At 38.2% G+C, this 21,911-nt stretch carries 23 protein-coding genes; 12 read left to right on the forward strand and 11 right to left on the reverse strand.

Going from position 1 to position 21,911, the window contains the following annotated elements; all coding sequences use genetic code 11:
• Positions 1 to 64 precede the first annotated feature (64 nt).
• From WA338_RS10795 to WA338_RS10810, 4 genes are all read left to right on the forward strand, one after another.
• Positions 65 to 895 carry an RteC domain-containing protein gene (locus tag WA338_RS10795; RefSeq protein WP_272984554.1) on the forward strand — a complete coding sequence of 277 codons (831 nt, stop codon included), beginning with the start codon at positions 65 to 67 and terminating at the stop codon, positions 893 to 895.
• Between the two features lie 283 nt (positions 896 to 1,178).
• Positions 1,179 to 1,448 (forward strand): helix-turn-helix domain-containing protein, encoded by a 270-nt coding sequence (locus WA338_RS10800; RefSeq protein WP_272984553.1) that lies wholly within the window; start codon positions 1,179 to 1,181, stop codon positions 1,446 to 1,448.
• A gap of 8 nt (positions 1,449 to 1,456) precedes the next feature.
• A complete protein-coding gene (locus WA338_RS10805; protein WP_272984552.1) occupies positions 1,457 to 2,113 on the forward strand; it encodes a hypothetical protein in 657 nt (218 codons plus the stop codon).
• Positions 2,097 to 2,753 (forward strand): ATPase, encoded by a 657-nt coding sequence (locus WA338_RS10810; RefSeq protein WP_272984551.1) that lies wholly within the window; start codon positions 2,097 to 2,099, stop codon positions 2,751 to 2,753. Before WA338_RS10805 ends, WA338_RS10810 begins: the two co-directional genes overlap by 17 nt.
• A 139-nt stretch (positions 2,754 to 2,892) precedes the next feature.
• On the opposite strand, the gene WA338_RS10815 is transcribed toward WA338_RS10810, so the two are convergent.
• From WA338_RS10815 to WA338_RS10855, 9 genes are all read right to left on the reverse strand, one after another.
• Complete coding sequence (locus tag WA338_RS10815) at positions 2,893 to 3,516, reverse strand: HD domain-containing protein (RefSeq protein ID WP_272984550.1); 624 nt, start codon at positions 3,514 to 3,516, stop codon at positions 2,893 to 2,895.
• Positions 3,517 to 3,522: 6 nt separating this feature from the next.
• The gene (locus tag WA338_RS10820; protein ID WP_272984549.1) at positions 3,523 to 4,107 is read right to left on the reverse strand and encodes a phosphatase PAP2 family protein; all 585 of its coding nucleotides are present in this window, start codon (positions 4,105 to 4,107) and stop codon (positions 3,523 to 3,525) included.
• A gap of 27 nt (positions 4,108 to 4,134) precedes the next feature.
• A complete protein-coding gene (locus tag WA338_RS10825; RefSeq protein WP_272984548.1) occupies positions 4,135 to 5,787 on the reverse strand; it encodes an ArnT family glycosyltransferase in 1,653 nt (550 codons plus the stop codon).
• Positions 5,788 to 5,927: 140 nt separating this feature from the next.
• Positions 5,928 to 6,383 carry a PepSY-like domain-containing protein gene (locus WA338_RS10830; RefSeq protein ID WP_272984547.1) on the reverse strand — a complete coding sequence of 152 codons (456 nt, stop codon included), beginning with the start codon at positions 6,381 to 6,383 and terminating at the stop codon, positions 5,928 to 5,930.
• A gap of 74 nt (positions 6,384 to 6,457) precedes the next feature.
• Positions 6,458 to 6,625 carry an efflux RND transporter permease subunit gene (locus WA338_RS10835; protein WP_336093321.1) on the reverse strand — a complete coding sequence of 56 codons (168 nt, stop codon included), beginning with the start codon at positions 6,623 to 6,625 and terminating at the stop codon, positions 6,458 to 6,460.
• A 131-nt stretch (positions 6,626 to 6,756) separates the two neighbouring features.
• Positions 6,757 to 9,177: a TonB-dependent receptor domain-containing protein gene (locus WA338_RS10840; protein ID WP_272984546.1), complete on the reverse strand. Its 2,421-nt coding sequence runs from the start codon at positions 9,175 to 9,177 to the stop codon at positions 6,757 to 6,759.
• Positions 9,178 to 9,236: 59 nt separating this feature from the next.
• Entirely contained in the window at positions 9,237 to 10,508 is a 1,272-nt protein-coding gene (gene porY, locus WA338_RS10845; RefSeq protein WP_272984545.1) for a sensor histidine kinase, read from the reverse strand.
• A 1-nt stretch (position 10,509) separates the two neighbouring features.
• Positions 10,510 to 11,184 carry a response regulator transcription factor gene (locus WA338_RS10850; protein WP_272984544.1) on the reverse strand — a complete coding sequence of 225 codons (675 nt, stop codon included), beginning with the start codon at positions 11,182 to 11,184 and terminating at the stop codon, positions 10,510 to 10,512.
• Between the two features lie 148 nt (positions 11,185 to 11,332).
• Positions 11,333 to 11,905: an N-acetylmuramoyl-L-alanine amidase family protein gene (locus WA338_RS10855; protein ID WP_272984543.1), complete on the reverse strand. Its 573-nt coding sequence runs from the start codon at positions 11,903 to 11,905 to the stop codon at positions 11,333 to 11,335.
• A 194-nt stretch (positions 11,906 to 12,099) separates the two neighbouring features.
• Here WA338_RS10855 and WA338_RS10860 point away from each other — a divergent pair, with 194 nt between their 5' ends.
• Genes WA338_RS10860 through WA338_RS10895 form a run of 8 tightly spaced genes read left to right on the forward strand, consistent with a single transcriptional unit; the run spans position 12,100 to position 18,963 of the window.
• On the forward strand, positions 12,100 to 12,387 hold the full coding sequence (locus tag WA338_RS10860) for a hypothetical protein (protein ID WP_272984542.1): 288 nt from the start codon (positions 12,100 to 12,102) through the stop codon (positions 12,385 to 12,387).
• Positions 12,388 to 12,415: 28 nt separating this feature from the next.
• Positions 12,416 to 12,700 (forward strand): hypothetical protein, encoded by a 285-nt coding sequence (locus WA338_RS10865; RefSeq protein WP_272984541.1) that lies wholly within the window; start codon positions 12,416 to 12,418, stop codon positions 12,698 to 12,700.
• Positions 12,687 to 15,098 (forward strand): TraG family conjugative transposon ATPase, encoded by a 2,412-nt coding sequence (locus WA338_RS10870; RefSeq protein WP_272984566.1) that lies wholly within the window; start codon positions 12,687 to 12,689, stop codon positions 15,096 to 15,098. Before WA338_RS10865 ends, WA338_RS10870 begins: the two co-directional genes overlap by 14 nt.
• Positions 15,099 to 15,124: 26 nt before the next feature.
• On the forward strand, positions 15,125 to 15,682 hold the full coding sequence (locus WA338_RS10875; protein ID WP_414671887.1) for a conjugal transfer protein: 558 nt from the start codon (positions 15,125 to 15,127) through the stop codon (positions 15,680 to 15,682).
• Positions 15,683 to 15,684: 2 nt separating this feature from the next.
• Positions 15,685 to 16,527: a hypothetical protein gene (locus tag WA338_RS10880; protein WP_272984539.1), complete on the forward strand. Its 843-nt coding sequence runs from the start codon at positions 15,685 to 15,687 to the stop codon at positions 16,525 to 16,527.
• A gap of 10 nt (positions 16,528 to 16,537) precedes the next feature.
• Positions 16,538 to 17,152, forward strand: coding sequence for a conjugal transfer protein TraK (locus WA338_RS10885; RefSeq protein ID WP_272984538.1), 615 nt, complete (start codon positions 16,538 to 16,540; stop codon positions 17,150 to 17,152).
• Between the two features lie 17 nt (positions 17,153 to 17,169).
• A complete protein-coding gene (gene traM, locus WA338_RS10890; protein WP_272984537.1) occupies positions 17,170 to 18,099 on the forward strand; it encodes a conjugative transposon protein TraM in 930 nt (309 codons plus the stop codon).
• 9 nt (positions 18,100 to 18,108) lie between these two features.
• Positions 18,109 to 18,963 (forward strand): DUF4138 domain-containing protein, encoded by an 855-nt coding sequence (locus WA338_RS10895; RefSeq protein ID WP_272984536.1) that lies wholly within the window; start codon positions 18,109 to 18,111, stop codon positions 18,961 to 18,963.
• Positions 18,964 to 19,025: 62 nt separating this feature from the next.
• Here WA338_RS10895 and WA338_RS10900 read toward each other — a convergent pair whose 3' ends face one another.
• Entirely contained in the window at positions 19,026 to 19,901 is an 876-nt protein-coding gene (locus WA338_RS10900; protein ID WP_272984535.1) for an outer membrane beta-barrel protein, read from the reverse strand.
• A 13-nt stretch (positions 19,902 to 19,914) separates the two neighbouring features.
• A partial coding sequence (locus tag WA338_RS10905) for an HYR-like domain-containing protein (RefSeq protein WP_336093323.1) occupies positions 19,915 to 21,911 on the reverse strand: 1,997 nt, incomplete at its 5' end.

Consider the following 21,911-nt stretch of genomic DNA (forward strand, 5'->3'; position numbering starts at 1 on the left):
ATCTATACCTTCGTTGAACGTACGTCTTCCGCATTACCTGTTAACCAGTTTAGTTCATAACCCCATGTTCACTACTGTAATACATAATTTTCATCAGGACCTTAGCACTAAGGTCTTGTGTCAACTAGAGCCGCTTCACAAAGCAGACTCGGGGATTGAACTGGCCAATGCTACCTTATCCAAACTTAAGGAATTAGTAGAACAGGAAGATTTTGAAACGCCTGCAGAGGAGATTGACTTTTTTAAAAATATCAAACCGGGACCGATGAGCTACCTCATCTATTTTTCAGAAATGCGCTCTTGTGAATCCCATAAGCCCAAAGCAGGGGTGGGTTTTCAGACGCAGTATTTCAAAAAAGAACTGCGCAAGATCAACAAATTCTTTTACCGTAATACTGACTTTGTGCAGTATATGGAACAGGGACATACCTATCTCGACCATCAATTGTTTACCAGGAACCACCGCAAAAACTTTCCCTTTACCCCTACCATCAATTACTATCAATATCCTGATTTTTCAAGTTCGCATGATATGCTCTGGGCTAAAATCCAGGCGATGTATCGGTTGATCCATTACATCCGTGAAGCCTTAGAGGCATTAAAGCCAGGTAGTATGGATCTACTGCAGGCTCAAAAACATCCTATACTGCTGTGGTCAGGATCTAAAACAGCACTGATCGAACTTATCTATGCGCTTTATGCCATGGGCGATCTCAATCACGGTACTGCAGACATCAGTACGATTACTCACGCTTTTGAGGACTTTTTCAATATCAAACTCGATAATAACTACAAAACCTACTCCGAGATCAAAGCCCGTAAAGGTCAGCGTACAAAGTATTTGGAGGCACTTACTGTGGCACTGGAAGCCAAAATGAAAAAGGACGATCAATAAGTCTATTTACTTTCCCACCTCTTCGTAACTACGAAATATCAAAAATATGCTTTTGCAAGTGTGTAGCTTCAGTTGTTGTACTACTACCGCATATCAAAATGCTTTAAAATCCAACAAATTGCTGCTGTTTTTCTAAATGTTAAACTTTCTCGTAGTACCGAAGGTCCTTGTGAATAATTCCCATCAAACCTATTCAAATTCGTAGAACGAAAGTCAAACCCAGATAGGGGCTGTCAACAAAAACAGATAAACCCGATGGCCCCTTTCTATTAAAAACTACACTATGTCAGCAACACTTATTACCACCGAAGACCTGTATTATTTTAAGATGGAACTCTTAGAAGAATTCAAAAAACTACTACAGCACCAACAACAAGGCAGCATAAAGAAGTACTTAAAATCTTCAGAAGTGATGGAGCTTTTACAAATAAGTCCCGGGACCTTACAAAACCTTAGAGCCAACGGGGTATTGCCCTTTCACAAAGTGGGCGGTATTATCTTCTATGATGCGGAAGATATCCAAAAAGTAATGGACTCCAGCAAAGTACAATAACGGCGCGTATGAATTATATCAAACATTTGAATACGCTGTTCCAGAAAGTGTATAGCGATGATCGATTGAACACTTCGCATATCAGTTTGTATATGGCTGCCTTTCAATTTTGGAATGTCAGCAGATTCTCCTCTCAATTTTATGTCAACCGGGAAGAATTATGCAGGATGTCTAAGATAGGTTCCAACAGAACCTACCAGAAATGCATGAACGACTTGCACAAATGGAAATATCTTAGCTATAAACCCTCGCATAATCCATTTAAAGGGAGCCAAATCAAGATGTTCATTTTTGCACCAACTGCTACACCAAGTAATGCACAAACCACTGCACCAACCGGTAGTACACTAGTGCACCAAGCAGTGAATCGTTATATAAAACATGATAAAACAATATCAAACAAACCTAAACATGCCATGGCGGTTTTTGAATTCTTTAAAGCTAAAAAGTTTCCTGAGGAGGAAGCTGCCGCATTTTTACTGCATTACGATCAGGCCGATTGGCTGACCTCCAACGGGGAAGCCATTCAAGATTGGCAAGCTATTGCAGAACACTGGATGCAGTTGAGTATTGCTGCGGGTGAAAAAAGAAAAACACGCAAAGCGCAAAAGTTCAAAGATCCGTTACAAGTTGAAAATCAGAAAAACTATGGAGAACCCCTGTAAACTTATCGAAGGTGATACGGTCTACGAGATCGGTACGATGCAGGGACGTAAGGCCGTGTACGATTTCGAAAAGATGCTTGCTTATCTGGAAGTCAAAGGCAAAATGTTGCTGGGAAGTCATTTTAAAATCTATGAGGAAGACCGCCCGTTGCTGTTCAAGCTGTGCAATTATTTTATCGCTGATCCCAAAAACTGCCAGGAAATGCACATTGATCCCAAAAAAGGATTGCTGTTAACCGGTCCGGTAGGCTGTGGTAAAACCAGTTTAATGAAACTGCTACGAAACCTCGTACCGCATCAGCGAAAGTATGAGATCCTTCCCTGTCGCAACATCACCTTCAGTTTTAATCATCTGGGATATAAAGTCATCCAAGAACACGGGAATACCCATTATTACTGCTTTGATGACTTGGGCACAGAAGCCATAGGCAGGCATTACGGCAAAGACTGTAATGTGATGGGAGAAATCATTTGCAGTCGCTATGAGCTGTTTTTAAAGTCCAGAATCAAAACGCACATTACCACCAACCTCAATGCCAGCGAACTCGAAGAGCGCTATGGCTTGCGCGTGCGAAGTAGAATGCGCGAGTTGTTCAATCTGGTGGGGTTTGATAAAGGAACGGGAGATAAGAGAAAATGATACTCGATACCACCGAGTATTCCATATCAGTGATTCAGGGAATAAGCTGAACATAAAATTTCTAGTGTCAACATATATTCATACCATTCTTAAAATATTTTATAGGAGTAATGCTTTTCGTATTGTAATACCGTTTAGACTAATTCGCCTTTTTAAAATTGTTTTCCAATTGTTCCTTTAAGCGGTACAAATCCTTTAAATTATCATTTTTCTTTGCCAAAAACAATTGTTTTGCAGATTGTGTAAAGTAATGATGTTCAATTAAAAATTCTATATTTAAATGAACCCAGTCCAGATCATCACAGGATAATAATCCTAAAAGTTTCCACTCTTCTCTTAGCTTTTCATTCTTTGATTTAAATGAGGCTAAACCCAAGTGTGCCAAATCTGCATCGCGAAGAATCTGCTGCACCTTATTATCAGGTTTTTCTAATAATGAGGTCGCTTTAATTGTTTGACTAACTTCTTCAATAATATCATAACGTACATCAAGGGCTTGTAAAAAATTTCTTGCACAATGAGCACTTCTATCTTCGTGACCCGAAGGCCCCTTTATTTGACCAACATCGTGAAAATATGCGGCAATACTAACCACCAACATATCGTCGTAGTTAAGGTTCTCAAGACTCCCTAACTCCCTTACACTTTGGTATACTTCCTGTGTGTGTTGCCAATTGTGAAACGGTAAATCATTGCAAATATTTTGTTTTATGAGTGATTCACAATAATTTTTTGAAGCAGTTAATATCTCTGTAGCTCTCATAAATACTTAAAATTCATAGGTAAACCCCAGCATATGATTTCCATCAAAACTCGTATAGCTCAGTTCCATATGCTTTTGCTGATATTCTGTTGTGGATAGTAAATTACTTCCTAATCCTATGGCTGTTCCCGCAAGAACATCTACTATGTCGTGTTTTTTAGAGTCTATTCTACTTGCTGCAGTAAATCCTGCTAGAGCATAAGCAGGAATACTGTATTTAAATCCATAACGCCTATGTATATATCCTGCACTATGGAAAACAGTAGAGGTATGTCCCGATGGAAACGCATTGTCATTACTTAAGTCAGGTCTAGTTTTATTAATACTTAATTTTAGTCCATAGGTTAATGCCTCTGTCATTACAAAACCTTTGGTAAACTGCCATACTCCTTGATTATCTCCTTTTATCAAGCTGGTTCCTGCAGTTGCGACGGGTAAAACAAAAAGTATAACATCTCCAATCTTTTGCGTGGTTCCTACCTGTGGTAACGTCTCGCTAGTGTCTTGTGCAATCAGCTTAAATGTTTGGATACCTAGAAATAAAATCAAGAAAGAACTTCTAATTATATTATGATGAAAAGGTATTTTCATAAACAAGTATTAAAATCAAAGATTGAATTAGCTGTGGTATAAAATGATCCACTTTGCAGTGGTTTTCTTCGAGTTGAAAGACTTCTTTAGGAAGGATAAATCTTCACTAAGTCCTCTTTTTTTTCGAATCAATAAAAATGTATTTTGCTGGTTGGCCAGTATTTTAAGATCATCTAAGTTATCTTGATTATGCACATCTAATAGAGTTTTTTTCCATTCTAATCCATTTTGAAACTGTATCTCCCGGTCTGTTGTATTATGCGAATCTTTGAGGGTCACTTGATAGGTTCCACTGTAAAACGGAATTGAAGAAAGTAGATAATCATAAACAATTATTTGAGGTTTTTTTCCTAATGATTTAGCTTCGATAAAACTCACTTCATCACGCATTGCATTAATCAAATCATTATTGTGATTTAATGCTCCATTTGCTGTAGTAAGAAGTACTAGACTAAAGCAGGTAGCAAGTACTGGAGTTCTTAATGACGTTTTATTTTTTAAAAGGTAAAAAATAGCAAAGACAATACAGGTTGCGCAGAAATTAAGGAATACGTCTATTTGCGTGATATTTAGAAAATCATATTCGAGATACCAACAAAAAAAGATCCCTATCATTAATGTTAATAGTTGAAAAAAATAGGTGAACTCAATCACCTTACGCGTCTTTAATGAAGCTGTACTTAGCGTAAAAGCAATAAGGATCGCTAGCATCCAAAAAGCTGGCAAAATGTACATAATCAATTTTGTGGTAAATGCCGAAAAAATAGCTAAAAGGAGAAGTACAGAAATCCACAAAACCTGTAGTTCTTTAGGATGTTTGAAGGGTCTTTTTAATTTCCGCCTCAAACTAGGTAGAAGTCCTACCAACCAAGGAAGTAACAATCCAAAAACAATGGGTAAATAATACCAAAAAGGTTTAGAGCGATTGAAAGCATCTGCATTTATTCTACTTAATACTTGCTTATGAACAAAATAGTCCCACAATTTTGGATTTTGATAAGCAACAAGGAAATACCAACTCGCTCCTAAAGCAAAACACAAAATAAAGCCTATACAATGATGTAGGGTAATCCTTAATCCAGACTTCATAAGCAATTTGAACACTACAATATAGATAACTATAAATAGTAAAGCTACTGGGCCTTTAGTAAGTAAAGCTACGCCTACAAGAATATAAAATAGATACAGAAAAAGAATTTTTCCTTTATTGGTATAGAACTGCCAACTGGTAAGCGCGGCTAAAATAAAAGTGGTTAGGTAGGCATCTGTTGTAAGGTTTCTACTCGATATAAGTACCAAGGGCATTGAAAAATAAATCAGACCAGCAGTGAAACTCAATTTCTTATTCTTAAGTAAAAGATTAGTGAGCAAGTAGACCATAATTAGTTGGATGACCACCGCTAGCTGCATAAAGAAACGAGCTCCAAATTCATTAATTCCAAATAGATGATATCCTAAAGCGGTGATATAGTAGGTTATAGGGGGTTTATGAAAATGGAAAATGCCCAGCAATGTAGGATTTATATAATCTTTAGATAGGTACATTTCCCTTGCGATTTCTGCATAACGGGCTTCACTCGTCTCTGCAAGTCCATATGTTCCTAAATCCCACAATAAAAAAGACATTACCGCCACTAAGAAAAGTGCATATTTTAAATCTATCGAGATACTTACCTTCACCTTTTACAAATGTTTTATCAAAGATCAAACTCAATTCTTTGGAAAATCTAAAGTTGATTTTTGAAAGCCAGATAAATAAAAAAAACGGCTGAAACTACTTGTGTTTCAGCCGTTTTTCTCAATTAACAACTGTAAAGGAACTAATCTTCTTCTTCAACAACTTCTTCTTTAAGCTTTTTCCCGTCTAAATTAAAAACGACCTCCAGTGTTTTTTCACCTTTTTCAAGTTCAAATTCGTAAACACTTCCCGCAGCAGTTTCTGAAATTTCGGCTTCCTCAATTTTATAAGTTTTGAATTCGCTATCCAAAGCTGCTTTAATTTTCTGTGGAATTTGATTTTTTGAAATCTCATGTTCCGTTTCAAGCCATTTCCCATCCGTAGTGAAATTTGCAGAATACTCAATTCTATTCATTTTAAATACTGCTTCCCACTCTGAGTCAGACTCTTTTTCCCAATCAACCTTTTTTACTGAAGGAAATTTTTTAGTAAAGGCGGTTTTAACTATTTCTGGAATTGCCTTTGTTTGTGGCGTTGTAAAACTTACAATCCCTGCTGAAATAAATGCGATACTGATAGATGCAATTAAAGTTTTCATATTTATATTTTTTTAATTCAATATTAAAACTACAAGTCAATTCTAAAGAGGGGTTTAAGGAAATCTAAAGTTCCCTATTCTTTTAAAAGTTTAAGAATTGTAGGCAACACAATGAGTAAAAGAGGTAATGCAAATACCAAACCGCCTATGACGGCTATGGCTAGAGGTTGGTGTAACTGTGCACCTGCACCGATACCCAATGCCAGTGGGGTAAGAGCCATTATTGCAGCAAGTGCAGTCATTAATTTGGGACGTAAACGCGCTGCAATAGCATATTCGATTTATTGATAGTGGGTCAAATTTTCATGAGTATTCCTATGTTTTTGATGAGCAAAATGAAGTTTAACGTAAAACACTAACAATCAGTTCATTTTTAAAACTTATAATTAAACCCTATACGCACAACCTGAGTCTCATAGTAATTTTCGTAAACTGCGGTAAAACCCTCACCGGTTAGTCTTTGTCTTAGACCAAAACGGTTAAATATATCTGTTGCAGAAAGTGTGAGTTCCCCACGCTTTTCCAAGATGGACTTTTTAAACCCAAAATCTACCGAGTACCGCGCCAATTGCTCACCTTGAGGAATATTCTTTTTTGAATAATATAAACCGGTAAGTTGAGCTTCCATCTGAATCGGAAGCTGAACGGTATTGGTGATTTTAAAATCTCCGGCAAGATCACGGGATTGTTCTACAAAAAAAGGTCGCTCGTATGGAAACAACAATGTTCCCTGATAGGCATCAATTGCATTTTGATACACATTAAAACTGGAAGTTAGTTTCCAGTAATCTGTTAAATCCTGACTGAATAACACTTCTACACCTGTATTTGTGCTGTGCCCCGTATTCTGATAAATACGATTTACAATATCATATTGCGGGTTACTATCATCTATACTAAAAATTCGCTGATACGCTCCATCAATATTGCGATGATAAATTGCAGAAAATAATGAGCCATTATCCCAGGAATACCGATGTGCCAATTCAACTGTATTGGTAAATTGTGGTCTTAAATAGGGGTTACCAACCTTCAGTAATTCAGGATCATCATATTTCGGAAAAATTCGTAGTTCGGGTTCTCCAGGGCGATCTACTCTTCGGTTGTAAAAAACCGAAAGTTTATTTTCTGTATTCAACTTATAAGTAAATCGAACGCTTGGAAACAGTTCAAAATAATCATAAGCATCGTTAGTATTATAATAGGTATTTTGAGGATCTAAAGTGTACGCGACTTCGGTTTGCTCGGCACGCAGGCCGGCTTCAATGTCAAATTTTTCCTTTTCCATCAAGTAATTAACGTAAGCGCCGAAAAGGTTTTCGCTCCACTTGGAATAATCCCCCAAATTGGGATAAATAATAGACTGATTACCACGCATAATCGTATAATCTACAGGCAATCTTCTAAACCTGCCTTTTGCTCCCAATTCAATCTTACCGCTGCTTAGAGCACGTGTATAATCTACTGAGCCACTAGTAGTATACTCTATAGCCCTAATATTCGTTTTATCTCGTCCAACGCGTACAGCAGAGCTGTCGTTCAAGAAATAACTTTCATCTTCTAAACCACGGGTATATTGAAGATTTGCAGATAAAGAATGACCGGCCTGTTCAAAATTATGTTTGTAATTAACTGCTGCATTTATGAAACTAGTGATCTCCTCTTCCTGCCAGGTGTAGAGTCTATTTCTGGTATTTTGATTGAGATTGATAAATGCAACCTGTGAGGTATCAATATGCTTTTCCCGGTCGAACATCCCTGAAAATGTAAGCATATCGCTTTCGCTCAATTGATAATCTACTCCTCCGGAAATAATAGAACGAAACTGCTTTCGGTTTTCGGGAATCTGGGAAATTATATTACGGCCATCGTCGTAAAAACGTGTTGTAAATTCATTATTAGGTAAAGCCTCCTGAATAATAAACTGGCTTTGTAAAAAGCAATTCAGTTTACCCGTCCTGTAATTTAAATTAACACTAGGTATCAATTTAGGATTAACAGAATAACTTCCAAAATCTGTAGGTGTATCTGACTTACGCTTACCTAAAGCCCCAAGACCAAAAGAAAGACCTGCATCTCCATTAAAACCGGTCTGTTTTTCCTTTTTGTAAATAATATTTACGATCCCGGCAAAACCATTTGCATCATATTTCGCTGAAGGATTATTTATGATCTCTATACGCTCAATATTTGCTGCCGGAATATTTGAAAGTCCCTTTTGATTACCAAAACCAGTAAGACTTGATTGTTTTCCATCTATAAGAATAACCACTTTATCACTCCCTCGTAAAACTACTTTTCCTTCCTGATCAAAGGCTACACCGGGCATCGTTTTCATAACATCCATAACCGAACCGCCAGCTTGCGCCAGATTCTCATCAAGACTGAACGATTTCTTAGCCAGATCTGCACTTACTGCAGCTTGTTTTGCAAGGATTTGAACTTCAGTTAATGCTTCCGCCGAAGGCATCATCTGGATTTTTCCTAAGTCGAAAATGGGATTGAGACCGCCAGCAGTAATTTTTTTCTGTATGGTCTCATAGCCTATAAATGAAAACTCTAGAATATAATTTCCTATTGGAATTTTACTTAAGCTAAACGCTCCAAACTCATCAGTTATGGTTCCACTAATGGTTTCACCTTGCGGATTTTTTAAAATAACATTTACAAAGGGTAAAGGTTGCGCTGATTCTTCGGTCACACTTCCTTCAATCAAAACGGTTTCTTGCGCTTCTCCAATATATGGAGTAAATAGAATTAGGAAAAATAATTTGAGACTTGCTAGTACCCTCATAGTATAAAATTTTAACTAAAATAGTACTGCTTTCTAAAGAGAGTTTAAAGTTGAAGTTTTTAGAATTGTATTTTAAAACAATGATACCCAAATATTGAGGCTTTGGTTTCTGGTGCTTTGAACATATACGATGGTAAATATCCGTATTGCTCACAAACCTTTTTTACAATAGATAATCCCAATCCACTAGAATCTTTATTTCTACTTTCTCTATAGAATCTATTAAATATATGTTCTGGATGATTAATAGGAGCTTTCCCTTGGTTTAACACCTGTACGTTATCTACTTCTATTTCGACTAGTATTTCATTATCTTTATAATTGTGCTTTATCGCATTTGACAACAAATTGTTGCATAAGACAACTGCCAATGTAGGATCTATTCTTAGAAGTGGATCAGCATTAGATTTTAATTTAAATGTTGCTGAACTAAGTTCTGTCATATTTTCAATTGCCTCTTCAAATATTTGTTTTAGAGAGATAATCTGATCATTAACAAATTGATTGTTATCTATTTTGGCAAGCAATATCAAACGCTTATTGAGATTTTTCAATTTTCTAATGTCATTTTCTAAAGATGTAAATTGTTGATATTGCTCTTGATTTATTGGTGTTGCGTTAACCAGCGTATCGATTTTAGCTTGCATTACTGCTAATGGAGTCTGAATTTCATGGGAAATATCTTCTGTAAACTGTTTGAGATTTTGATAATCTGAATATACTTTAGCTGTTAGCGCTTTCAATTCTTTATTTAGTTCATCAAATTCAATGATTCCAGAATCAATCAAGTTTAAATCGGTTCTTTCTTTTATAGAAAACGATTTGATCTTATTTAAATTTATAAAAAAAGGCTCCCATAATTTTTTATTACGATTGGTATTAAAATAAAAAAGGAATAAAAACGCCAACAGGATTATTATCAAAAAAGTAGAGACAATGGCGACTAATATATTTTCAGACTCGATCACCATCGCTCTAACTGTAATTTTATAATGCTGACCATTAATTAGTTTGGTTTGTGATAATTGTCTAAAAAGTTCAATCTCATCTTGTAAGGGATCATATATCAATGTATCATTTAAAACACGTTGTTGGTCTCTGTTTACCTTTTCAACCTCTATTACCGGTGGTATACCTTGATGCTCTGGATCTGATTCAAGTATGAGTTCCACTCTATTCTTATTCGAGTAGAGCTCCTCCTCAATCTCACTCTCAAGCAATATTTTGATTGAAAAAAACAAAACCACGCCCGAAATCACCATTATGATAATTCCATTTTTAAGAAAAGTTTCTGTTGCTTTTTGTAATAAATGTGTACCGTTCTTTTTCAATTCAATTAGCTATAAATTTGTACCCGGAACCATAGGCTGTTTGAATATATTTAGCTCCTTCCGCGGTTAACTTTTTTCGAAGATTATTTATATGAACATATATAAAGTCAAAACTATCAAGCATATCACTATCGTCCCCCCACAAATGTTCTGCAATAATTGATTTGCTCAAAACACGCCCTTGATTTGTAATGAAAAATAATAATAAATCATATTCTTTGCGAGTCAAGGTAATCGGTTTTTCATTGAGGAAAGCTGTTCGCGAGTTTGTATCAAGTCTTATTTCTTGAAAAACAAGCACATCTTCACCATCAAATTTTCCACGCCTAAGCACAGCTTTAATACGAGAATTTAGTTCGGCCAGATGGAAGGGTTTGGTTAAATAATCATCAGCACCTAAGTCTAGACCTTCGAGTTTGTTTTCTAGAGAATTATTTGCTGAAATAATAATCACCCCTGTTCTATTATGATTTTTTTTAAGTTGCTTTAATAAATCTAAGCCACTGCCTGTAACTAAATTGAGATCTAAGATAATTAGATCATACTCATATAAATCGATCTTTTCCGATGCCTCGATATAATCAGAAGCTGATTCACATATATTTCCTTCTTGACTTAAATATTTAATAATAGCCTGCTGTAAGTCGTATTCGTCCTCGGCAACTAGAAATTTCATATCAAAATTATTTGACTATAAATTTAAGGTTTCATTCTAAAGATATTCTAAAGGAGTCTTTAATGAAACAGGTTTTGCTTTTAAAAATTTAGCGTCAAATACATCCTATTTTAATTTAAAACCTTTCTATAACAACCTTTAATATTATTTAATTGTTTCCAATATTTACAAAAATTCTATTTATAAACCCCAACTCCACGAGAACTGCCGGGCAACTATCGCTTAAATCCCGTAACACCTGAAAGTCGGCAAACTTCACCCCTCTTTTCTTTTGCCGAGTAATGGCTGCAAGTTTTTCCTGAATGGTATAGGCCAACCAAACAGATTCCCACCGGTATTCACTTGGACCATCGTAAACATAGACTTCAATTCCTTGGGCGTTTGCATTAGGAGCATCATTAATATGCAAGGATATAAAGAGATCGGCCTTCAGTCGTTTGACTAGATCTGTACGATCCCTATGACTGATCAACGTATCAGCATACCGTGTTAAATAATATTGTGCCGGTTTGTGATCAAAACTGCTAGCCTTACGTGTCAACTGTTTCGCTATCTGCAACACAAGATCCTTCTCCAGTACTCCATTTTTTCCTACTGCACCAGAATCTTTCCCACCATGTCCAGGGTCAATTACAATTTGTAATGGGTGCTGAACGGACTGCGCAAAACACACACAACTTTTAACCAGCAAGCAGAGTATTATGACGTTTTGGAGCTTCATTTTAAAAATTGGTTTTCAAGTTATTAACAGGATGTAGGGCAAACTCAATAGGATTTGATAGCAATTGAACGCATTTAAAACCAGCGGATTATAAATAATATTTTATTCACAATTATTTGATTTACAGTGTTTTAAATACAAAAATAAGTAATTTTCAACATCATCAAATCATCACAAATCAAAAACGAACTCTTATGAAAAAATCAAGTTATCTATTCGCTGTTTTAGCCTTAATCTCCACGACTGCTTTTGCGCAGATTGGAGGAATTGAAGATTCTGTCAATGATGTTTCCGACACCATCCGTGCTGTATTCCCGATTATTCTGGGCGTTATTTTCTTAGTAGGCTTCTTATTTAACGCCGGTCATTTCTTTGGAGAGAATGCCGATCTCAAAAAAGGAATTACCCGGGTTTTAGTCTTTGTACTGATAGCCGGTGGTGTCGTGGGCATCTTCTCCTACCTCATAGGTATTGTAGTCTAAGTCATTAAACGTGATCAAGCACCGCTTTATGAAAAAGTATGAAGTCTATAAAAACATCAGGAAACGGGCGGTACTCTTTGGCCTCCCGCTTTCCTTGTTTGCCCTTATGATGTGTAGCATCCTTTGTTCGCTAATGATCATCATCTTTTCCTTTAGTCTTCTTATGGTCATTGGAGTACCGGTATTAAATGCCGGACTCTATGTAGTGCTGCTCAATCTGGAGCGCATCAAGTCGATCTTTTTTTTGGGATCCCGGTTCCCGAAGCATTTAAGCAACAAACCCAAGTCTAACTTCACCTATAACACCTTGTAATATGCAGTCCATTCAACCCATAGTAGCCCTGGAGCAACACCTCCTTTTTAGTAGTAATGGCGATGTGGTATTCTGCTATCAAGGGGAATTGCCCGAGCTGTATTCGTTGTCGGAAAAGGACTATGAAGCCCTACATGCGTGTTGGTTTCAAGCCTTAAAAACCTTACCTGCAGGAACCATCATTCACAAACAGGATGTGTATCAAAAGGGATCCTATTCAGCAGATGCGCTTCCGAATTCCAGCTTTTTAGAGCAAGCCACCAAAAAGCATTTTGAAGGACGCCAGCAACTCACCCACCGCTGTTACTTATTCTTCATTCTCACCAAAAACAAATCCATTTCAAATGCGCGATATCTTAATCCCTTCCAAAAAGCACCTAAAAACACGCCCCAGCAGCTGGACGATGCTCTACTCCATTTTAAAGCGGCTGTTGAAGATGCTATTGCCTTTATCAATAACAGCCGTAAAATGGTTTTTGAACCGCTTGAGGAAACTGCTATTACGGCGATGACCCAAGCCTATTTCAATGGTTTTAATAAAGAGGTGATCACCGACATTTTATTAGCCAACAATCAAGTGGTGATTGGTGATCATTATTTTGATGCGCTGGCCGTCAATAGTGAGCTGTGTTTTGGAGAAGGGGTACAAACCAGTATCATCAATGACACGTTTACCTCAGATGATTTTGTATTTCATCAAGGCTTTATTGAGGGGCTTGGCCTCGGATTGAATGAAAATCATATTGTCAATCAAATCATAGTGCTTGATGATAAGCATAAGTGGCGTAAACTTCTGGATAAAAAGGTAGATGAGCTCAAGAAGAGCTCCAACTTCGGGTCACAAAACAAAGTAGTACTAACTAAGATCGAGAACATTTTGCAGCAGATCAATACCGATGAAACCTCACGCGTTATCCGGGGGCAGCTCAACGTGATCTTTTGGGCTAAACATTTAAAATCTTTAGATGCAATAAAAGCTAAAATCAAGACGGAGTTTAAAGAACTGGACCTACTCCCCTATTATCCGAAAGGCGATGCATTGAAGCATTATATCCTCAACAGTTATTGTGGTTTTGTTTCGCATTTTTCCGATCAGGATCTCTATGTGACCGATTTAAAGCACGCGCTATGTCTGCTGAATCACACCACCAACTACAAGAGCGATTCACAGGGTATTCTTTTCAATGATCGCTTGCACAATTTGCCGGTACTTAAAGATGTTTGGGACGCCCGTAAAAAGCGAATCAAAGCACGGAATTTTGCCATATTTGCCCCTACAGGCGAGGGAAAATCCTTCCTGGCCAATAATATTCTTAGACAGTTTTTTGAGCAAGGGGTACGCCTGGTCATCATTGACCTTGGAGGCTCGTATACGAAGTTCGCTAAACTTTATCCCGAGGATCATATCGTTTTGCGGTATGAAGCCGGTTCTAATCTAGGGATCAATCCCTTCTTTATTGAACATAAAGAGGATCTCACCTCAGAACGCTTAGAAGATCTATGTGCTTTTCTTTTTGAGTTGTATGCTTCCGCTACCGCTATAGGCAAATCTCAAGCAGTAGCCCTAAAAAAATTATTGTTACACTATTATGAAGTGGTTCCACAGCAGCATTCCCTCTCCGGATTTTACACATTTCTGGAAGACCAGGGCGTATCCATAATGAAAGCGCTCAGCATTCATCCTGAGTATTTTGATCTTCAGGGCTTTCTACATGTGATGTCTGAATATGTAGGTGACGGACTTTACAGTTACCTCTTTAAAATCACGGAAGACCAAACCTATAAAATTGAAGATAAGCGTCTGATCATCTTTGAACTGGACGAAGTCAAGGATAACAAAGAAATCCTTTCGGTGATGCTCAAGCTTATTAAAACGGCTGTGCAACGTACCATATGGCAGAACAAAGCAGAACGCGGAATCATCTTATTTGACGAGTTTGCCAAACAGCTCAAGTTTGAGAATGTCCTGGAAAGTGTGGAGTTCTATTATCAGGCTATTCGAAAGCAAAATGGAGCTATTGGTATCATTCTACAATCTATCAATCAACTACCTGCCAATGCCACTTCGGCAAGTATATTAGAAAACACACAGGTCCTCTATAGCCTAAATAACGAAAAAGGCTACGAAGAATTGATCAAACGCCTGAATCTATCCAGTCACGATCGCAACCAGTTGCATTCGATCAAAAACAATTTGAAAGGCGCTCGTAAATACACCGAGATCTTTATCAAAATTGGAAAATCGAGTAACATCTTCCGTCTTGAAGTACCTCCGGAAGTCTATGCAGCCTATCTCACGGATGGGGAAGAACACGAAGCGATTATGAGTATTTATACGCGTACGCAGAATATGGAACTGGCCATACAAGAATTCATCAATCAAAAACACGAGTTATGAAAATAGAATATCCATTAAAATTCTCGATGCTAATAGTAATAGTGCTTTTTCTTTTGCCTGGCCGTGCTACGGCTCAGGGGATGCCGGTATATGATAACACCAATTTTGTAAGCCTGGTTAAATCCCTGGTAGAATCTGCCAAGCAAACCAGTCAGTTATTAAAAACGGTGGAGTTTTTAAAGCAACAGAAAGAGAATTTGGAAAAAGTAAATTCGGTCGTACGCCAACTCAAAGCCGTACGAGAGATCGGACGCAATAATGCGCGACTGATCAAGGTTATGCAAAACGAGTTGCACAGTATCCTAAACTCACCCTACATCAAAGCTGAAGAAGTCACACGCATTACCAACTCCTTCAATCAGATCGTAGACAACTCTTTAGAGACGATGGACTTTATCGATCAGATTCTATCCAGCAACTACTTAAAAATGTCTGATGGCGAGCGTGCGCAGATCCTTAAGGAAAAAGAAGAAGAATCTCAGGAAATGGTGGCCGAGATCGACATCAAGACCAAACGCTATCGAGCTATTATTTCCTTTCGCCAAATGCAGGATAAAATCAATAACCGTAAAACCGATTACTAAAGATGAACGCGCTGCTAATTTTAGGAATTGGATTGGAGTATGTGGATACCATTTTTGAAACCATTCAAAACAGTCCCTTCTCTCAATTCACCATAACAGGAATTAAAACCTTGGCTGTACTCTTCTTTTTGATCAACATCCTAAAGCAATACAACGAAGGAATTGCTGATAAGGAAGGATATACGTGGGGATTGCGTCCTCAGGAATTGGCTAAGAATTTTGCTATAGTCCTACTAGTCATTTTCTCTACACAGATCTTGGGTTTCTTTGACAGTATATTGCTTGCAGTTGAATCTCAATACCGAGATACCGCTCCTGCCCTTTTGCCTTTGCAAATGCAGGATATCCCTATTGAAGAAGAGGTAGGTATGTTAGAAGCCACCAAGGCGGCCATGTCATTACTTTATGAAGCATTAGTCACGCCTTTGTTTGGATTTAAAATCTTCGCATTCATCGGGAGTATCATCCTTTGGATTTTGGACCTGTTTATCTACCCTTTATTTCTAGCAGAGCGCTTTTTCCTTCTCGGTATTATGCAAGCCTTTTTCCCCTTGGTATTGAGTCTGTCGGTGTTTGAAAAATTTCGGTCATTAGCCTACGGCTTTTTTAAACTCTATGCTGCAGTATATATGTTGGTTCCCGCCTTCTTCTTGGTGAACATCTTTATCAATGCGATATACACAGAGATCAATGAAAATTTCTGGGAGCAGCTCTTTGGAACTGATTATATGGAAGGCTTTTTTGCTCCGGTAGTGCAATTCGGTTCCGTGGGTTTTATCGTATTTCTCAAGTTTAAACTCTACCGGCGTGCCACCTCCTTCACCCTGCGTCTGTTCACACAATAACACTCGTACTATGAAAACACCCTATGCTCAAATTTATGCCGTCTTAAAGATCAACCGCATCATTGTATTAAGCTGTATGATCTCGGCCACGCTTTGTGTACTGTTCTCTGGATGGATGCTCTATACTAGCTATCAAAAGTTTGCATCCTCAGCTTTTGCCATCAGTACTTCGGGAGAGGTTATCCCTTTAAAGTTGATTGCTCAAAAAGAGTATCTGGAAGTAGAGGCGCTTGCACATTTAGATCTGTTTCACCGCTACTTCTATAATATCGATGCCAGTAATTACAAACAGAATTTAGACAAAGCCTTATGGCTGGGCAATAGCAGTGTAGACCAGGTATATCAACAAAAACGTGCCGATGGGGTGTACAATAGACTCATCCAATATTCCTTGGTGCAACGCGTACTTCAAGTAGATTCACAACTCAATCTCAACGCCAGTCCTATACAGTTCACCACCACGCTTACTTTCGAGATCAATCGGGGAACCGTAACCGATACCTATCAATTGGTGACTACAGGGAGCTTGATCAATGTGGCGCGTAATTTCCCCAATAATCCCCACGGCTTACTGATCACTGATTATTTTGAACAACGCCTGCAAAAGATCGATTCCCAAGAGTAATTCTTAAAACCAAGTTTATGAAAATTGAAAAAAACAAAGTTGTATTTGCCGCTATACTTGCAGTGATCGTGATTTTCCTGATATGCTATGGAATACTGCTTACAGAGCCTGATCCTGAAGAACAGCAACTGCTTCACACGGAGATTCCTGCTTTAGAGCAGGAACAAATAGAATACGATTCAAAACTCGATGCATTAAACGATCTCAAAGAAGTCAAAGCACAAACTGCACCGAGTATCTATGATGAAAACCTATTGGATTCTTTGGGGTATTATGATCCGGAATATGCTGAAAAAGAAAAAGAGCGCGTAGTGGATAGCATCTACCGCGCCAATCAAAAGGTCTATGGGGATCAAGAATCCAAGACCTATGCAAGGACTTCAAATCAAAAGCATATACCCGCTGAACCAAGTCCCGAAGTACAGCAACAAGAACGCCAGGTGGTCCGTCAGGAATTGGGGTTAGAGCACCAACTCTTTTTTGCTGCAGCAACCTCGACAAGCCTTAAAACTACACCAATCAATACAAGCAGTACTCATGTGGTTCAGGCCGTTGTAGATGGAGATCAAGTGGTTAAAGCCAATTCCAGGATACGATTACGCCTTACAGCATCGGTAAGCCTACAGGGAAGGAAGATCCCCAAGAACACCCTGGTATTTGGTACGATCAGCTTTCAGCCCAATCGAGCCCTTATAACTATTGAGCAAATCCATCACCACCCGGTTACCTTGGTAGCCTATGACTTGCAAGACGGTTTAGAGGGAATTTATGTAGAAAACAATTTCAGAGCACAGGCAAGCCGGGAAGTTATGGATGATGTACTTCAGGACATCAACATTCCCAGCCTGCCGCAAGTCAGCGGAATTTCTCAATTACTGCGACGCGATAACCGCAATGTCAAAGTTACCGTTCTCAACAACTACCGCATGCTTTTAAAAATCAAATAAACAGTTCCTATGAAAACGCTCAACACCTATATTTCCGTCTGTATCTTCGCACTCTTTAGCCTGTCTGGACACAGCAAAAGCCTTCTCGACGAGTCCCCCATTGTATTGGATACGCTGTATGCCAATGAAACCAAAAATGTAGCCTTGTTTTTCCCGTCACCCATCCGACAAGGAATTGTAGGTTCAGATTTTTTTGTGTTCAGTTTTAACCGGGATATCCCGCAATATTTCGGTTTACTTCAAGCTCAACCCGGTAAGGAGAGTAACCTTTTGGTGATCACTACGGATGGAAGTATCTACTCCTACATCATAAAATATAAAGCCGAGCTTACCCGAGTGAATTATTTTGTAGAACCGCAGCAGCGCATTGGACAAGAAGTCCAAAATAGAGCCGCTTCTGCGCCAATTACATTAAAACCAACTGCAGCAATACCCCTATCCCATATGAAAGCGGTAAGTGCACAACTGCTTAAACGCAAACAACGCTTAGGACATCTTACCAAACGTAATTACGGTATCAAACTTACCACCAAAAACATCGTGTTTAATAAGGAACATCTGTATTTTGTTTTTGAGATTGAAAACAAATCCGGATTGGATTATGATGTGGACTTCTTAGAGGTAGCTGTGCAATCACGTGCTAAAGGAAAACGAAAATCATCCCAGCGCATTGTAAAACAGCCGCTGTACAAACATCAGTTTCCCAGCAAGGTAAAAAAAGGAGAACGCGTCCGGTTTGTCTACGTGTTACCCAAGTTTTCCTTGAGTAACAATAACCGGGTGGTTATACAATTGCACGAGGCCCAAGGCGAACGGGATCTGGAAATAAAAATCGCACATCGATTTATCAATAATCCGAATTGATCTTAAATCTATATTGATAATCAATTACTGTTAGCTTGAATTTTACGGTTAATCAAATTTACTTAAAATCCAAAACCATATTTCAGCTTAAAACCAAAAGATAGCGTTTTAATAGCGTCAATACTCCTAATTGGACTGGTCAAAATACTGTTTGCTATAAGACTAACTTTTTCATCTGCAATATAGTCGAGCAAACGTTTGTTTGCATAATTTTCGTAGCGTAAATTGGTTAAACCATAATCTATATATGCACTAACATAAAATGAACTCGCTTCTGAGATTAAGAATTTCATACCTGTTTCTAAACTAAGTATCATATTCGTTTGTAACCCCAAGTCGTTTGACTCCCATGCATATTTTCCGAAATCACCAAAACCAGCAAACTCGGGAGCTTGTAATAAAACATCATATTGTTCATAATAACCCGCCGTGTTCAATTCTTCAGCTTCTGTTTTATAATTGCTATCGGTCAAAAAACCTAACCTAACGCCAACCGTAGCAAAAAAACGACTAAAACCATTACCTTCATATTGAAGCAACAGCGGGATTTGAATATATTTAGCTCGTTGTTCTTCTCGATAATTATCAAATTGATATCGAAACTCAAAAGATATTGCTTCTGAATCTTGAGTAGCATACGCTCCTTCTATAATATCAAGCCCTGCATTACCTCTATAGGTTTGTAATGCAGCACCTGATCTAAGGCTCCAGTGATCCGAAAGATATCTACCATAGGCCAGCTCCAGTCCTATGCCATCATTCAAAGCGGTTTTATGATTTATATTATCATACTTCAAAATTGCCATCGGACCACTAACCGCCAAAGTAAATTCATTGATGCTTTGTGCATTCAAGGATATTGTACTAAGCGAGATCAAAAGACTTATTATTTTTAGGCTGTTAAGTGTTTCCCTTTTTTTACATTTCAAACTTTTCATCTTAATTGTTGGTTTAGTATACAATAAATTGAATGGATTGTGTTTGTTTAGAAGTTTCACAAACTAACAGGTAAACCCCGGCCTGAATATTGACAGGCATTTGAATCGTAGATCTTGAAGTACTTGTGTAAAATGTATCTATTAAAGTCCCTCCTATACTCAAGATAGACACTTTCATATCTTTCAATTCTTCCTTGTCGAAATCTGCAAACAGCGTTGCAGATCCCGTTGCTTGTACCGGATTTGGAGCCAAATATATCTTACCACTGGTTTTTAACTCTACATGGAATAGACATGTACTTAATACATCCCCATCTATTGTAGTAAGTTCTACACGATAATTTGCTGAAGGATCTAATAAATCTGTAACGGCGTCCCCTTCTGAGAAATATTGCCCATCACCTATTATTTGCCCATTTTTATACCAAGTATAGGAAACAAAACGGTAACCTCCATTGGTCTCAGGATTGTTATTAACTAATAGCGTATTGTTAAATTTCTGAACCACGATATCTTCAAAAAAGAAATGTTTAATAATTTCAATCTTATAAGTTCGTGATGTTTTACCATCCTCTGAGGTAACTACTATAGTCGCATGGTATACTCCGGGTCTAGAAACATCTAATGTAAATGTATTAGGCATATTGCCAGTTACATTAGCTTCCGTTTCGTATGAGATTTTCAATTCGTCTACGTAATATCCGCAATCAAGTGTATGAACTGTCAATGGTTCTGGATCAGTATATTCTGTTTCTCCAATAGTCAGAGAGGTTATGCGAGCATCACCACTTGTTACAACTAAATCCTGAGTAATTTCGGCTGCCGGAAGGTAGTTTTCATTACCGGCCTGAGTAGCTGTTATACTAATACGACCTGATTGTACCAAACTCACAAACCCAGTTGGAGTAACTAATGCTGCAGGAACACTTGTAGAGTATGTATAGCTAAAAATTATAGGCAGGCCTGAGGATGTTGTAGCTTCTAACTGAAAGTCAGCACTTGAATCTAAGCTTACTGGATCAAGTGAAGGAAACGTAATTTCCTGAGGTGCTTTTTCTATTGTAAGTACTGCAGTAAAGGTTTGATTAGGACAGGTTTTATTTGGTAATGAAACAAGAGCAGAGACTTCATAAACGCCGGCTTCAGTTTGCTCATTATTTGAGTAGGTTACTATAGCCCCGTCAGGTAAATTATATAGTTCTAATGATTTGGAAGTTCCATCATAAACATAAGCCTGATCTTCAAAAGTTACTTGTGCTAAAGGTGAATCAAGAATGACCACCTGCTGAGTTTGCGTACTGGTATTTCCACTGGCATCTGCATACGTCCAGGTGATCGTAGTGCTCTCCGTGATCGGTAAGGTAGCGTTATGGGTAACACTTACTTTAGCAGAACAATTGTCTGTAGCTGTGGGTGGGGTTAGACTCACTACTTCACATTCCGCAGTGATATTAGCCAATGTAGCCACATCAGGAATCGGAGCAGTCATATCCTCGATCACTACATCCTGAGTTTGCGTACTCGTGTTGCCACTGGCATCTGCATAGGTCCAGGTGATGGTCGTACTTTCCGTGATCGGTAAGGTAGTGTTATGGGTAACACTTACTGTAGCAGAACAATTGTCTGTAGCTGTGGGTGGGGTTAGACTCACTACTTCACATTCCGCAGTGATGTCCGTTAATACCGATACATCCGCCACTGGAGCAGTCACATCCTCGATCACTATATCCTGAGTTTGCGTACTGGTATTTCCACTGGCATCTGCATACGTCCAGGTGATGGTCGTACTTTCCGTGATCGGTAAGGTAGTGTTATGGGCAACACTTACTGTAGCCGAACAATTGTCTGTAGCTGTGGGTGGCGTTAGACTCACTACTTCACATTCCGCAGTGATATTAGCCAATGTAGCCACATCAGGAATCGGAGCAGTCACATCCTCGATCACTATATCCTGAGTTTGCGTACTCGTGTTGCCACTGGCATCTGCATACGTCCACGTGATGGTCGTAC

This window comes from Leeuwenhoekiella sp. CH_XMU1409-2 (genome assembly GCF_037029365.1).
In the GTDB taxonomy this organism is placed as follows: Bacteria; Bacteroidota; Bacteroidia; order Flavobacteriales; family Flavobacteriaceae; genus Leeuwenhoekiella; species Leeuwenhoekiella blandensis.

Excerpts from the sequence above, each read along its gene's own strand:
- WA338_RS10860 (WP_272984542.1), top strand. The coding sequence starts at position 12,100 with ATGAAAAAATCAAGTTATCTATTCGCTGTTTTAGCCTTAATCTCCACG.
- traM (WP_272984537.1), top strand. The coding sequence starts at position 17,170 with ATGAAAATTGAAAAAAACAAAGTTGTATTTGCCGCTATACTTGCAGTG.
- WA338_RS10800 (WP_272984553.1), top strand. The coding sequence starts at position 1,179 with ATGTCAGCAACACTTATTACCACCGAAGACCTGTATTATTTTAAGATG.
- WA338_RS10850 (WP_272984544.1), bottom strand. The coding sequence starts at position 11,184 with ATGAAATTTCTAGTTGCCGAGGACGAATACGACTTACAGCAGGCTATT.
- WA338_RS10875 (WP_414671887.1), top strand. The coding sequence starts at position 15,125 with ATGCTAATAGTAATAGTGCTTTTTCTTTTGCCTGGCCGTGCTACGGCT.
- WA338_RS10840 (WP_272984546.1), bottom strand. The coding sequence starts at position 9,177 with ATGAGGGTACTAGCAAGTCTCAAATTATTTTTCCTAATTCTATTTACT.
- WA338_RS10815 (WP_272984550.1), bottom strand. The coding sequence starts at position 3,516 with ATGAGAGCTACAGAGATATTAACTGCTTCAAAAAATTATTGTGAATCA.
- WA338_RS10805 (WP_272984552.1), top strand. The coding sequence starts at position 1,457 with ATGAATTATATCAAACATTTGAATACGCTGTTCCAGAAAGTGTATAGC.
- WA338_RS10830 (WP_272984547.1), bottom strand. The coding sequence starts at position 6,383 with ATGAAAACTTTAATTGCATCTATCAGTATCGCATTTATTTCAGCAGGG.
- WA338_RS10895 (WP_272984536.1), top strand. The coding sequence starts at position 18,109 with ATGAAAACGCTCAACACCTATATTTCCGTCTGTATCTTCGCACTCTTT.
- WA338_RS10820 (WP_272984549.1), bottom strand. The coding sequence starts at position 4,107 with ATGAAAATACCTTTTCATCATAATATAATTAGAAGTTCTTTCTTGATT.
- WA338_RS10885 (WP_272984538.1), top strand. The coding sequence starts at position 16,538 with ATGAAAACACCCTATGCTCAAATTTATGCCGTCTTAAAGATCAACCGC.
- WA338_RS10855 (WP_272984543.1), bottom strand. The coding sequence starts at position 11,905 with ATGAAGCTCCAAAACGTCATAATACTCTGCTTGCTGGTTAAAAGTTGT.
- WA338_RS10835 (WP_336093321.1), bottom strand. The coding sequence starts at position 6,625 with ATGACTGCACTTGCTGCAATAATGGCTCTTACCCCACTGGCATTGGGT.
- WA338_RS10810 (WP_272984551.1), top strand. The coding sequence starts at position 2,097 with ATGGAGAACCCCTGTAAACTTATCGAAGGTGATACGGTCTACGAGATC.
- WA338_RS10795 (WP_272984554.1), top strand. The coding sequence starts at position 65 with ATGTTCACTACTGTAATACATAATTTTCATCAGGACCTTAGCACTAAG.
- WA338_RS10880 (WP_272984539.1), top strand. The coding sequence starts at position 15,685 with ATGAACGCGCTGCTAATTTTAGGAATTGGATTGGAGTATGTGGATACC.
- WA338_RS10900 (WP_272984535.1), bottom strand. The coding sequence starts at position 19,901 with ATGAAAAGTTTGAAATGTAAAAAAAGGGAAACACTTAACAGCCTAAAA.
- WA338_RS10865 (WP_272984541.1), top strand. The coding sequence starts at position 12,416 with ATGAAAAAGTATGAAGTCTATAAAAACATCAGGAAACGGGCGGTACTC.